Source organism: Agarilytica rhodophyticola, from assembly GCF_002157225.2.
Taxonomy (GTDB): Bacteria; Pseudomonadota; Gammaproteobacteria; order Pseudomonadales; family Cellvibrionaceae; genus Agarilytica; species Agarilytica rhodophyticola.
Genome location: NZ_CP020038.1, coordinates 4,694,833 through 4,708,162, shown reverse-complemented (window position 1 = coordinate 4,708,162; position 13,330 = coordinate 4,694,833). Strand labels below are relative to the sequence as shown.

The 13,330-nt window shown below is 40.1% G+C and carries 10 protein-coding genes; 3 read left to right on the top strand and 7 right to left on the bottom strand.

Annotated features, from left to right (window positions below):
• The first annotated feature begins 901 nt into the window (after positions 1 to 901).
• The 3 genes from BVC89_RS19580 to BVC89_RS19570 all read left to right on the top strand — a co-directional run bounded on the left by BVC89_RS19580 (position 902) and on the right by BVC89_RS19570 (position 3,639).
• Positions 902 to 1,786 (top strand): HEAT repeat domain-containing protein, encoded by an 885-nt coding sequence (locus BVC89_RS19580; RefSeq protein ID WP_086932819.1) that lies wholly within the window; start codon positions 902 to 904, stop codon positions 1,784 to 1,786.
• Between the two features lie 137 nt (positions 1,787 to 1,923).
• A complete protein-coding gene (locus tag BVC89_RS19575; RefSeq protein WP_086932818.1) occupies positions 1,924 to 2,628 on the top strand; it encodes a hypothetical protein in 705 nt (234 codons plus the stop codon).
• Between the two features lie 321 nt (positions 2,629 to 2,949).
• Entirely contained in the window at positions 2,950 to 3,639 is a 690-nt protein-coding gene (locus BVC89_RS19570) for a glycosyltransferase family 2 protein (RefSeq protein ID WP_086932817.1), read from the top strand.
• A 45-nt stretch (positions 3,640 to 3,684) separates the two neighbouring features.
• On the opposite strand, the gene BVC89_RS19565 is transcribed toward BVC89_RS19570, so the two are convergent.
• From BVC89_RS19565 to BVC89_RS19535, 7 genes are all read right to left on the bottom strand, one after another.
• On the bottom strand, positions 3,685 to 6,042 hold the full coding sequence (locus BVC89_RS19565; protein WP_216825013.1) for an NAD(P)-binding domain-containing protein: 2,358 nt from the start codon (positions 6,040 to 6,042) through the stop codon (positions 3,685 to 3,687).
• Entirely contained in the window at positions 6,039 to 7,394 is a 1,356-nt protein-coding gene (locus BVC89_RS19560) for an MptA/MptB family glycosyltransferase (protein WP_158658039.1), read from the bottom strand. The genes BVC89_RS19565 and BVC89_RS19560 overlap by 4 nt, the downstream gene beginning before the upstream one ends.
• Before the next feature lie 65 nt (positions 7,395 to 7,459).
• Positions 7,460 to 8,941 carry a glycosyltransferase gene (locus tag BVC89_RS19555; RefSeq protein ID WP_086932815.1) on the bottom strand — a complete coding sequence of 494 codons (1,482 nt, stop codon included), beginning with the start codon at positions 8,939 to 8,941 and terminating at the stop codon, positions 7,460 to 7,462.
• Positions 8,942 to 9,826: a hypothetical protein gene (locus tag BVC89_RS19550; protein ID WP_086932814.1), complete on the bottom strand. Its 885-nt coding sequence runs from the start codon at positions 9,824 to 9,826 to the stop codon at positions 8,942 to 8,944.
• A 625-nt stretch (positions 9,827 to 10,451) separates the two neighbouring features.
• Positions 10,452 to 11,915, bottom strand: a complete 1,464-nt coding sequence (locus BVC89_RS19545) for an MBL fold metallo-hydrolase (protein ID WP_086932813.1) — start codon at positions 11,913 to 11,915, stop codon at positions 10,452 to 10,454.
• Positions 11,916 to 12,131: 216 nt separating this feature from the next.
• Positions 12,132 to 12,686: a hypothetical protein gene (locus tag BVC89_RS19540; RefSeq protein WP_086932812.1), complete on the bottom strand. Its 555-nt coding sequence runs from the start codon at positions 12,684 to 12,686 to the stop codon at positions 12,132 to 12,134.
• A 36-nt stretch (positions 12,687 to 12,722) separates the two neighbouring features.
• A complete protein-coding gene (locus tag BVC89_RS19535) occupies positions 12,723 to 13,139 on the bottom strand; it encodes a hypothetical protein (RefSeq protein WP_086932811.1) in 417 nt (138 codons plus the stop codon).
• Positions 13,140 to 13,330 lie beyond the last annotated feature (191 nt).

The following is a 13,330-nucleotide window of genomic DNA, read 5'->3' as shown; positions in this document are numbered from 1 at the left end:
TTTTTTTTTGCAAGTGGAGCCGACTTTATTGTTCTACGGCATCGGCACATGAAAAATCGATATGGCAACGCTGATAATATGTTCTATCTAAAAAGCTTTCTTAGAACTATCTGTTCTATCTTAAGTGTGAGTTTCTAGTAGTTTGCTTGTGACAATTGTGAAGATGTAATAAGTATTACGGTGGATGATGTATGGCTTTTGCAAATATTAACTCTTACATGTTTAGCGTAGAGGTAGAAAAGTGTATTGGTATAACCAAATATAGTATGTTGGTTTTTCAAATAGATTAACCAAGCTCGTTACCTGCTAATACTTGCATCGTATTTAAGACGATGAAAGCAGGGAAGATCAATTACAACGTGACATAAATTTTTCATTGAATAGTAAAATCGTTAAGCATAACTACACGGCCCAAAAATCTATTATAAAATATAGATAGTATGCATTATCTGCTCTTCAATTAATTTCTTCAAAGATTAAAGCCATCAAAAAATATCGATTAATGAATTAAGAGACTACTTAAGCGTTATTAACTCATTCCAGTCACTTTTTTGAGAAGCTAAGGTATTTTGAATGACTGCTTTCATCACCTTAATAATTAAAGAAGGTTTACTTTTTGATGGCGGTTTTAATTTATGTGTTAACACTATCTTTTTAAAATTTCTTTACATATTTGAGTAAGTTAATGTGATCCAGTTTTAATTAAAAAGTTAATTTATGTCTAGCTATTTGTGTAGAATGTAAAAAGTAATATGTTAGTATATTAAGATATTGTCTAGGTCGATCTCCTTATCGTCTATAAGGCAGTACTCTCTGTATCTAAATTAAGCGCTACTTGCATAAGGCATATAAGCCTTGGAAAAATTAAACCGTTTGTTTTAAAAATTGAGAAATTCCGTTAGTGAAAAATAAAAAGATAGCGGTGACTATATCTTCTTTGCTTTTTTTATCTCTTGTAATTCTTTTTAAAAACGCTGTTAATCTTGATAAAAAAAAAGAAAAGAAAGTTAAAGATCAGACTGTGCTTGAAAGCCCAAGCAAGAATAATACAAACGATATAGACGATAAAAGCCGAAAACTAGTTAACGCTGATACTGACAATGCCGAGCCTTTTGGCCCTAATGTACAGAACTTAAAACGCACGGATACAAAGCTTCTAAAAAATAAAGGTGATTTGAATCTTCCCTTTGACGTTAAAACGATGACAAAGGAAGAAATTGAAGCGAGTATTTTACAAGATATTTATTATTACAATGATCAGCAACTGCTTGCGGTTATTCATACGATTAATGAATTAGCGCTATCTACTGAATCGATCGCTTTTTTTATCGCGGATATCGTTCAGCAGCAGTCATTTATCGAACCTGAAAATATCGATGCTTTTGCTAAGGTTTTAAGCTATGGCAATAGCGAAACACGTGCCGAATCTATTACTGCAGAATATGTTCTCGATGCTTTATCGCATATTATGTACGAAATCGATGAAGGCTATCGTCCCTCAGTATTAGAAGCTATGTTGAGTTGGCAGGGTGTTGATACGGATGCTCGAATAGAAGAGTCGGTGCTTGGTTTTCTTTCATCCACTTCTCCTGATGTGGCTAAATCAGCGGTATCAGCTTTGGGGAAAATAAACTCTGATTCTTCTGAAAACAAATTATATGAACTCGCCTATAACGAAAATCTCACTATGGAGCTAAGACGTGAGGCATGGCGAACTATTTCTCAAAAAGGTATGACTGAGGAAATGGAACATTATTATCGTCAATTTAAAGAAGAAAATCCTTAATTTTATGGTGGGCTTTAATTGCTCAGCCAGCAGTAATTGCAAAATCCCGTGTTAGACCTTCGGGACACCGCTAACAGTATTATTTCATTTAAGTGTTTTACCCAAAAAGCAAAAACTCACAATAGGAGAATGTAGTAATGTATAAAAAATCACTATCATTATTTTTGATTGGTGTATCTTTATTTTTAGGCAGTACGTTGGCAAATGCACTGAACCTAAATCAATTTCCTCAGAAAGTTAAAAGTGGTAATTTCTATTTATTAAAAAAAGATGGTAAGTGTGCAGATATCCCTACTAATCAACAAACAGGCAAAATGCTTCAACAAAATGTTATCGCATGGAATTGTGGCAATAAGCAGTGGCAAAAATGGATAAAAATATCTAACAACGAATATCAAAACGCATTTCACAAGCAATGTCGTTTTAAGAATAGCGGTTTAAATTGCTCTGGCTCTAATTCTGGTGGTTCAAACTCAGGAGGTATTAGCACTAATACCGATTGTATTTCATACTCTAATAACTTTTTTCGTTTAAACAAAGCGAAAGCACTTAGAAACAATGGTAAAGCTTGTACTGCACAAACTTGTAATAACCCTAATAGAAACTATCTTGCAGCATGTCAGAAATATGTTCATGCGGATTGTTTTATTGTAAATGGTCAGCGCAATGTTACAGGCTTTCACAAAGGACTATCTGAAGGTGGCACCACTAACAATCACTTCTGGAGCAATATCGATCCTGTTAAACTTAATGGCCTGAAAAAGGGCGACAATAATGTTGCCATGTACGATAAGCAAAACTGTACTGGATGGTTAGGTCAGTTTAACGCGAACGTTAAATAATATGCACTAATGAGGTGCTGGAATCTGATTCCTGCATCTCTACTTAAATCCGGCAATTTATAAAGCCTTCCCTTCATTATAAGCCTATATATCTAACAGCATATCCTGCTCTGATCCTATCCAAGCATATTAAGAGAGGCTCCCATAAGTGATAAACTTGGGATGAATAGACTTCTTGGGCGATAGTATAGTCACGCTGACAGTGATGCTGCTTAAAGACTATACTAAGCATACTTAACACGTATTATTGGCGGAGAATATTTTTTCGGCGTGAAGCCTAAAAAATATTCTTTTAGGCCTTAACTACCGTAGTAATTTCTGATGTCCAACTCTATTAAAGTTATTATCCCTGCATTTAATGAAAGAAATGCTGTGGGCAATGTCATTAACGAAATCCCAAAGGATATCGTCGATGAAATTATTGTAGTTGATAACGGCTCAACAGATGATACTTGTGAGGTTGCGAAAAAATGCGGTGCAGTTGTGTTAAGAGAAGATATTCGGGGTTACGGACGTGCTTGCTTAAAAGGTATGGCCTATATTGCTGAGCAATCTCATCAACCAGATATCATTGTTTTCCTCGATGGCGATTATTCTGATTACCCTGAAGAAATTACTGAGCTGGTAGCGCCTATTATAAGCAACAGTGTTGATATGGTAATAGGCTCGCGCAGCTTGGGCATTCGAGAAAAAGGTTCGATGACCATTCAACAAATTTTTGGTAACTGGCTGGCCACAACCTTGATGCGCTTTTTTTATAAGGCAAACTATTCCGACCTAGGTCCATTTCGTGCAATTCGCTACGATAGCTTAGTCGCTATTAACATGCAGGATAAAACTTATGGTTGGACAATTGAAATGCAAATTAAAGCGGCAAAAATGGGCTTGCGCAGTAAGGAAGTGCCGGTAAATTATCGTAAGCGTATTGGGGTGTCGAAAATATCTGGGACTTTGTCAGGCACCCTTGCGGCAGGATATAAGATTATCCATACCATTATTAAGTATCGCTAAAGTGTAAGTTAATGAGCCGCCTTCAAAAGCGGCCCACACAAAAATTCAAGATACTTTACGATCTGTTGCGATGATTTCCATCATCTGTACAGGGCTTGCTGCTAATGTATCTGTGCGTAGTACTTCACCTGTTTGACGGTTAATTTCGCCAAAGCTTAATACACCTGTAGGGCAGCTTTGTACGCATGCCGAGCAGCGAACGCATTGTGGGTCTTGCATGGGGGCGCCTTTGTTGGCGAAATTCATGATATCTATACCTTGGTGGCAAACGCTTGTGCAGACCCCACAACTGATACATTTGTTTTTATCAGCGAATATTCTAAAGCGACTAAAACGGGCATAGACATGCATCAAAGCTGCTAGGGGGCAAGCAAAACGGCACCACATTCTGCCGGAGTATTTGAAATAAAGCCCGACGCCTAATATTCCGCCAAGTAAAACATCTACGATCCATTTCCAGCTGATAGGGTTTACTAGCTTGTATTCGCTATTTTCACCTTTAAGCAATAGGTCGAAAGATTGATTCATCCAGCTTTCCGGCATAAGCCAGCCGCCGATTCGGATAAGCAGCATAATAAAAGCCACTAACAAGATGGCTTGACCGAGCATATTAAGCTTGTTCCAAAACGGCCCGTGAGGCATTTTATGACGTTGATTATCTCCCATCGTCTCAGCCAAGGCACCGCAAGAACATATCCAGCCACAGTAGGCGCCTTTGCCGTATTTATAAATAAGGGCAGGAATAATAATAAAGGTCTGAACAAAGCTGATAATCAGCCAGCCCATAATAGGGGTTGGGGTAAATACATTGTAAACATTCAATGGCCAAGCGAGGATAAAACCATACGCATGCCAGTAGGCGCGAGGATGTCCCCATTCTGGCCATTGATGGGCAGCCAGGGCTTCGGCAGAAATATAGCTAGGGAATAAGCTGTCTGCGATGCTCTTACCCCAGCCTGCATCAAAGGCACCGTGATAACCCAACAGTGGCAAGACAATTTCTGGCAGTAAGAACAGGGGAATAAGCTGTACAAAGAACAGCGTTAACGTTTGCTTTGTAACATAGGGTGTATTGCGTCTTTTTATTCTGGCCCAGCCAAAAAAGCCGATACAACTGGTGTAGAGTAGAGTGTAGTAAAACGAACGACCTTTCATGGAGGTGGCCAGTGTACCCACCAAGGTGGTGCGATCATTAACCATCGCTTGCCAGCTTTCTCCCCATTGCGCAATTAATGAAGGCGCATTATTGGGGAAAGCACTTAAATTCCAGATATGATTTAAAAAGCCCCAGTTTTTCCAATCGTATAAAGCAATGGTGAAAATAAAAAAAGCGGCAAACATGGCCCAGCCGCTAATTGAACTTTCCCCGGCAATGGGAATCTTGCTGCGCCTAAAAAAATCCAGTGGTGCCTCGCGACCGATAAGTGATAAAACATTATCGTTGTCTATTTCGAGTTCTGATTTATCCTTATTTGTTAGTACGACACTGTTGTCTTTAATTTCTCGTACACGGGTCGCCAATTGTAAATTGAGTCTGCCTTCTTGAGCGAGACTCTCCGCGCGTTCTATATTTTCTGGTTTTGGCCGAGAAAACTCTTCTTTACGATAGGAAAGTGTTGCATTGGCTCCAGCCTCTGCTGTCGCAATCGCAGCTTCTAAGGCACTATCTCCGCCGCCCACAATAAGAATGTTTTTGCCCTGATACGCTTTTGGGTCATGTAGTCGGTTAACAACTTTATCTTTATCTTCGCCAGGGATGTTAAGTTGGCGAAAGTTTCCCGATCGACCGATGGCTACGATGACCTTGTGGGCCTTAATGCTGTTATCGTCATTGGCACTTTCCTGCAATACAACACTTAATATACCGCCTTTTAGTCGCTCCACGTGGCTAGCATTGGCGGTGTATGTGGTGATACCAGATTGATTGGCTTTGTCGACAAGTTCTTGTAGTAAGCTTTCTTTAACGCAAGTATCACCATCAAACTTCAACTCACCTGCCGGCACCATTTGCGATGGATAAGTATATATTGGCTTGCCTTTAGGAAAGTTTTTGATGGTTGAGAAAGCTTCGCTTGCTTCAATAAGTTTAAAATTTAAGTTGTTTTTTTTGGCTTCCAGTGCTGCTGAATAACCACTGACACCCGCGCCTATTATGACAACATCTAATACATCCTCTTGAGCCTTACGAGCCTTAAAATCGTCGCTCTGTACTATGTGTTGTATTGCCCGAGCACCGGTATCGGAAGAAAACTTTAGTAGCGGAATACCGGTCAGATCTCCAACCACATAACAACCTACTAGTGCAGTGGTGCCGTCAGGATTGACTAAGGGAGATTTTTCAACAGTATTTGCCGGCCATTTACCGTGCAGCCAATGGTTATATTTTTGTATCAGCGTAATCATAAGGTGTTAACCGCAGTAGGCTTATTTAATAAGCGTGGAATATAAATTTTTAAGTCAAATATCAGGCCCAATAATAGGCCTCCCGCCACTACCCATAATGGCCAAACTGCAGGGTTCCAGTTGGCACAACAAATAAATTGACCCATCACTTCGTAAGTTAATGGCATCAGCGTGAGCCAAGCGAGAAGGTAGGCCTTTGGTGACAAGGCGATGAATAAAAGTAGCGGCATCAAATACCAAGGATAGACCACAGGACTGAGCAGCAAGGGTAGGGCAAGGGCAAGCTGTATGGCGTGTATAGTTCTCTGATTATTCTGTTGATCGTCTATCTGCTTACTGCTAAATAGCTTATCTCTTAAGCAATACAGTGCGATAAGTGCCATTCCTAACACTAATATGCTTGCCGTAACTAGCGGCAAGGTTTTGCTAGAAGAAAGTGTACTCAAAGCATTGAAGGTGGGTGACCCGAAACGCCATTTTTCGAAAAATACAACTAAACTGCCAATAGGCTCTAGGCCTAGAGCGATTACCGAGCCATAACCTGCCGATATGGTTGCGAGCACACTAGCTGTGAGTTTTAGTCGTTGTTTATGGTTTTGTGCCGACAAAAATAGCGGCATGGCTATAACCAGGGGTAAGAATTTAATCAGCGTACCTGCCGCTATCCATACACCGCATTGGAGGATACGTTTTGTTTGCCAGCACCATATCGCCAAACATATAAACAGAACACTGAAAATATCCAAGTGAGCACCAATACCTGTTTCCAATATAAGTAAGGGCGATAAGGCAAAGAGTGCAAGATGCTGCAGTTGATTGGCATGACGCAATACCATAGCCGCCACCATCACCGCTCCAATACCTGCCAATCCGCTAATGACTTTCCATACAATAGCTGCCCATTCAACGCCAAAACTTGCGGCCAGTGTGAATAAGCTTAAGGCCAGGGGAGGGTAGATAGTCACGTAGGCGGCATGCTCATCAGGTGGCCCCCATAGAGCTCTTAAGCTTTGTATTTCTGGGGTTTCATGATTTACTCGATATGGGTCGTAGCCCTCCCACCATAATCTTCCATCAAATAGATAACGATCAATATCATTTGAGCTATAGACATCAGCAGGAATAAGTATCAATCTGGTGGCGATCGCCGCTATTATAAGCCAGCGATAATCCCTGAGTTTTTGGCTGTTAGGCCCATAAAGCCAAACGGCGAACATGGCCACTGTGGCAACTAAGTGCTGGGCAATGATGCCATTGCCAATCTGACTTTGGGGAAGCCATCCTTCCCCGCGAAAAATCTCTCCGACAGGATAGCTTGCCAGCGCTACCAAGATAGTAAATAGTAACGCCACGAGATAGACATCGCGGCGGCATGATCGGTGGTTAAGGCTAGTATTAATGTTAGGGGGGAGGGACATCATTCTGCGTGTTGTTGAAATACTGCGCCGATAGCATTATTGGCAAAGCCAACAATAAGCAATAACAAAAACGGCAGCATGAACCAGATTTCGTGGGCAAATGCCCAGAATAAAACTAAGGTATAGACGATTGCGAATAGTAGCTCGAAGAACATACCTTTAGGGGCTACCGCATTATACAGTCGCAGCGCTTTGCGTGGTTTCTGTTTTATCTCCTTATTGCAGTCGCCACTTTTCGGTGTTCTTACAAACTCGCTCTTTTGTCCTAAAAGTGCTTCCGCTGCGGCCCGAGCATTGTTAACCGCCAATTGGATGCCCAAGAGCAGTAGCCTGGGAGAGTTCAACAAGGCCTTCAGTTTTGAGTGCCCTAGCGCGACCTGGCCAAAAATCAGATAGATAAGATGACCACCTGAAGCCATAATAACAATAGGAATATCAAGCCACATAAATCGCTGATTATAGCCGTAATACTCGCGAATAAATAAACTTGGGATGAGCAAGAATATGGTATCAATCAGCATTACCAGATAAGCCAAGTTATTCGATAAATGGAAGGTCGCTTCGATTTTATGTCTGATACTAAAAGGAGAGCGCCATACTGTGCCTAGAATTTTCAGCATCACCTGAATACCGCCTTTAACCCAGCGGTGTTGCTGACTTTTAAAAGCATTCATATTGGCGGGTATCTCGCCAGCGCACGACTGCTCATTGAGGTATATCATTTTCCAGCCGCGCAATTGCGCGCGATAACTCAAGTCGAGGTCTTCAGTGAGTGTATCTGCGCTCCAGTGGCCAGCATCTACGATGGCTTCTGTGCGCCAGATCCCTGCAGTACCATTAAAATTGAAGAATAGATCGCTAGCGTGACGAACGTTTTGTTCCAAACTGAAGTGTGAATCCAACATCATCGCTTGGGTTTCGGTCAGCGCGCTCTGTTTGCGATTAAGGTGTTCCCAGCGAAATTGCACCATACCGACTTTAGGATCGCTAAAGTGATCAATGGTGTCTTCTAGCAAGCTTGGATGAGGTAGGAAGTCTGCGTCGAAAATTGCGATAAACTCACCGGTTGCGCTTGCCATCGCTTGCTTTAGAGCTCCTGCTTTATAACCTTCGCGATCATCCCGTCTCACGTGATGAATGTTAATGCCTTTTTGTTGATGATAGCGCACTCGCTCAGACACCAGGTCTTTGGTTTCATCCGTAGAGTCATCGACAATCTGAATTTGTAAAGCGCCCGCAGGATATTGCAATGCCGCAACGGCATCGATGACTCGTTCGGCAACCAGGCGCTCATTGTACAAAGGAATTTGCACAGTAATACTAGGCTTCTGCGCAAACTTCTCGGTGGGAGTTAAATTTTTTTTGACATTTCTATATCGATACCAGCGATATACCATGGACAGGCGGTGTAGCCCGAAACCACATAAGATAGCAAGTAATAAACCATGTACACCAAGAATAATTGTACTCAATATTAGCATTTAATACGCTCGTGTTAGTCCTATTTGAAAGCCGTCACCTTTGAGGGCGTTATCCCCATAAAGGTCTTTATTATAGGTGAATTCTATTCCCCAGCGCCCGTTTGACGTATTTGCTTCACCAAAATTCCATCCTGCCGTTAATTCTAACCTACCTAAGTCGAATTCTGGGGTAATCGATAGGTTAGTATTTGTACCTGTACTTGCTGTATCGGCGTTGCCAGCACTTTCAATAGCGTCAATTTTAGTTCTAAGGTACAAGTTGTCGTTGACATTAAACCCGTACTCAATCAGGTAGCGATACTCATCAGACGGCTCATCTACTCTTAAACGATATCCTGCTTCTATACCGAAATAACCGTATTGATTTAAGCTGCGACCAATGAGGAAGCGTAATTCATAATCTTCTTGACCATTACCGCGAGGTAGCTCATCGTCTTCGTCGTACAAGAAAGGTAGCTTAACGGTGAATGATGTCGAAAACACGAAAGGAGATGCTTGCCATTGATAGCGTATACCAAGTTCGGTATCACCGAAGCCTGATGATTCAGTAAGATTACCTGAACTATCAATTTGTTCCAAATCTTGATACAGCAGGCTGCCGAAGATACCGATATTGTTACCCAGTCCTTGCTCACCATAGTACGAGATATTAACGCCGTTGAATTCCCCCAAGTCATCGTTATTACCAAAAAAATCATCAGCGCTGTAGTCGGCATAACCTATTTTAGCGTAGCCATCACCTTTCTGAGGCACCCACGCACCGGACCAAGCTGCTTGAGATAGGGTATAAAGTAGAACTCCTGTAACAGGCGTGGCTAATTTTACAAGTGTGCGAAATGATTGGCGACCACCTACTAAGGCGATAACATTTGATGAGATGGGCATGGGGTGTTTTCCTATTTGAGGTGTTTTAAATCAGTATTAACTAAAAAATAAAAGTGTTCGGACAAACATATAGTTTTTATCGCCACGGCATTCCATAAGATTTTTGTAGCTGGCGATGCGATGAATATTATTTTACATACCCTTAGCAGGGGGAGAAGGGGGATAAACTAGAAGTTATAGAAAGTTTATATTTTCGTTATTTTTGCTAGAGCTTGTGTTATGACTCTGTATGTTTGCGTTATGGATAGTGCAATATCTATAGTCTGCGGTTAGCACGGTGTTAGTTGAAGGTGGGCACGCTAGGAGGTTGTTCGACATTCATTTAATAACTCGCGGAGGAAATATTCGTCTTATCGGCATCAGTACCCTAAGCGCATTTATTTTTAAAAATAAACAACTTAAATTAAATGTATAAGGCTAGCTAAAAATAAAACTCTACTATTGTGCTTTATAACCAATATTTAGATTAGGTTTTAATAGCGCTTATTAAAAGGAACCATCAGTTATTTTTTGGTGCACCTAGTTTGTTTTTGTCTAGGGCGGACATAAGCTATGTCCACTCAGTGCCATAATAATATTTTATGATCTTCGTCACATATAGCACATGGGGCAACAAAGGTTCAGATCATTTTCGCTTTTCTTTTGTCCTATGAGAAATAAGTAAGTCATCAAAACTTGCCAGCACTGCGGCATGTGCAGATGCAATGGTTTTTACATTGATTTTTAATTCTTTAATTGCACTTACTAAAGCTCTGACATTATCAGTAACAGGGGGCATTGGCCCACTCCCAGGAATTAAAAAATGATCTGCTTCAAAGATTATTCCATGCTCGGGTAAATGTACCAATAAGTAATGTTCGGAATGTGGCGTTGGCCCGATGTCATAGATATCAATCGGGGTCGATATATTTTGCAAGCGCATTTTTTTGTTGACGAATACCATTGTTGGTTTTTTGTGCGCACTTGCGTTTTTTATTATTTTTGCATGCTCTTTTACTGTATAAATAGTCGCACCTTCCGCCACAAGGCCTGCCACACCACTTACATGGTCACTGTGGTGGTGAGTAATGATGGCGTGTCTTAAGGAAAGTTTGCCAATTCTATTTTGTAGTGCATGAAAGCGTTTGTCTGAGTCTAGCGAGCCGCCGACGGCGATAACCTCTTGTCCGCTTTTAATAAAAAGGTTGTTTGCTCCACCATCTGTTACCCAATAGACATTTTTTGCCAGTTCAGTAACCTTACGCTGAGGTGGGGGCGGTGGATCAATAATACGATAGTGCGAAGGTGTTTTTGTTCGCCGAGCCGGGTCGTAGTCAAAATCTATAGAACTTATATAAAACTCCTGGCTTGGTGCCTCATTTATAACTGACCATGATTTATGCGGATAATATAAGCCTTGGTGTTGACGGTGGTCTGCAAAAAAATACTCCACTAGAAATGGGCCTATAATCCGTTCGCTTTTTAAAATATAGCCTTCGCGATTTATATACAATGTCAGAGCTGGCCCCATATCCATATCAAAGCTAATAATATCTGTTTTTTGCCCATGTATTTTTTGTTTGCCGAGGTAACGAGTAGATGTGGAATGAATGAGTAGTTGCTTTGCCAATAATGTAGAAACAATACGGACAACAGGGCCGGCAACACTAGCAAAGTTTCCGCTAACACCTACTGCGACGGTTTGTCGTCGGTGATCTACTTGCTTAGTCTTTCCATTCTTTATCATAGTGGCTAGGTGAATATTATGGCCTCCACTAGTATCAAGACTCTCGTTATAGGCTATTTTTTTAGAAAAGCTCAACGCGTTAACTTGTTTTCCTTTTGAGCGATCCCAAGGTGCTACGGTAGCTTTACTCTGTTGGGCGTTTATATTAATAACATCATATTCAAGTAAAATTCCGTCAAGCTGTGATAGTCTTTCTTGGCCACCATAGGCGTTCACTATTTTTGTAATTATTTCATTAGCTTTCTTAACATTTTCTTGTGTGAAGTTTTCACTATACCCTTTTGCGGAGCACAGTGTGCAAAGTAAAACGAGTAAGCTAAAAATGCCTTTCCTTGTTAAGAACTGCGGAATATGTATGTTCATTTACTAAGTTTGCCTTAAATAAGAAAACACTTACTATTCTGCAATATTTTTGGTTAAAAATCGACCCTGTTAAGTATTGATAACTCTAATTTAGTGATTTCATTTCTTTAGAATGTGAACATTTTCAGTAGTGATACGCTAACCTATTTGATAGCCACTATGTAACGCTTCTTATTGAAGAGAAGGAACATAAAGAAATTACCTATCGCTTTGCCTTTAAAATGGTGGAATAGTGCCCGACGAAATTGAACCTTCTTTAAATGCTTGGATATACTTTCCAACTATTTTGTTGCGCTGAGCATCTGTCATTTTGTCACTATAGATAGATAGCTTTTCATTTACTGATTCATCCCAATCTCCTTGTAGGAGAGCTTGTGAAACGATGTCAGTTGCTGCTGAGAATGCTTCTTCCGACTCCCTTATGTCTATATATTCATCCGATACAGGTGCCACCTTATTATTACAAGTAAATGATTCTTCTTTCTTATGAATAAGAGCTTTTTTATAATCTGCTAGTGCGAGTTTAACTTGTTGTTCAATTATTTTTTCTAAGCTCTTAGAAGTATTGTTGTCTAAATGAAATGATGTGAAAGTGGACTCTTGCTTACTATATTCATCTCTTATACCCCTCTCTTTTCTTGTGTTTTGAGATTGTGTTATTAAATTTTTTACATTTGAGTTTATGTTGTATGCAAACCAAACATTACTGATGCCTTGTAGCACCAGTAATGAAATTATGGCTGTAGTTAAAACTATATGAGATTTTTTCATTTTCTCTTGTAGATAAGCCAATAATAGATAGGGTTACTAGTTTAAATGCTGCCAGCTATTCTTATGTAGTGAGGCTCCACTGCAGTAGTCTAAGTGGCCAAATTTTGTAACTAAAATACGAGAGCCATTATTAAAAGCTGCAGCAATTGTCCTAAAGTTTTCCATTTCTGAAGGTGATTTTACACTCTCATGAACGAAGCAGCTAAAATTTATACCTTTATCTCTGGCTAAAAAATAAATATACCCATTTGATGTAGTGGATACGGCAGTAAAAGAATTCTCTTCATGTGCTCTTTCGTACGCTAGTGTTCCAAACATCTTTTCTGTCACTGTTCCCGTGTTTTCATTTGTTGTTGATGTAACTTCAACAAAAAAATCACGATCATAACTAACTGCCTGAGCCAACGAAGAAAAAGAACCCAATAAAAGTATGAGGGTGACCAATATTTTCATAGTTATTTCCTAAAAATTGTTCAACAACGTTTTTTTAAAACATTATTGAAGAAGTGGTGGAGGCTTAATGTAAACAATGATAAAAAAGCTATTAAATAATCCCGCTTTATTTTTGTATATTGCAGTGAAAATTTATTTGCTAACCATATCACATATAAATACAGCCTCTAAAAGTTATTGGCGTCAAAAAA

What these genes read in the sequence shown, in the direction of transcription:
- BVC89_RS19575 (WP_086932818.1), top strand. Translation starts at nt 1,924, where the DNA reads ATGTATAAAAAATCACTATCATTATTTTTGATTGGTGTATCTTTATTT.
- BVC89_RS19570 (WP_086932817.1), top strand. Translation starts at nt 2,950, where the DNA reads ATGTCCAACTCTATTAAAGTTATTATCCCTGCATTTAATGAAAGAAAT.
- BVC89_RS19565 (WP_216825013.1), bottom strand. Translation starts at nt 6,042, where the DNA reads ATGATTACGCTGATACAAAAATATAACCATTGGCTGCACGGTAAATGG.
- BVC89_RS19555 (WP_086932815.1), bottom strand. Translation starts at nt 8,941, where the DNA reads ATGCTAATATTGAGTACAATTATTCTTGGTGTACATGGTTTATTACTT.
- BVC89_RS19550 (WP_086932814.1), bottom strand. Translation starts at nt 9,826, where the DNA reads ATGCCCATCTCATCAAATGTTATCGCCTTAGTAGGTGGTCGCCAATCA.
- BVC89_RS19545 (WP_086932813.1), bottom strand. Translation starts at nt 11,915, where the DNA reads ATGAACATACATATTCCGCAGTTCTTAACAAGGAAAGGCATTTTTAGC.
- BVC89_RS19540 (WP_086932812.1), bottom strand. Translation starts at nt 12,686, where the DNA reads ATGAAAAAATCTCATATAGTTTTAACTACAGCCATAATTTCATTACTG.
- BVC89_RS19535 (WP_086932811.1), bottom strand. Translation starts at nt 13,139, where the DNA reads ATGAAAATATTGGTCACCCTCATACTTTTATTGGGTTCTTTTTCTTCG.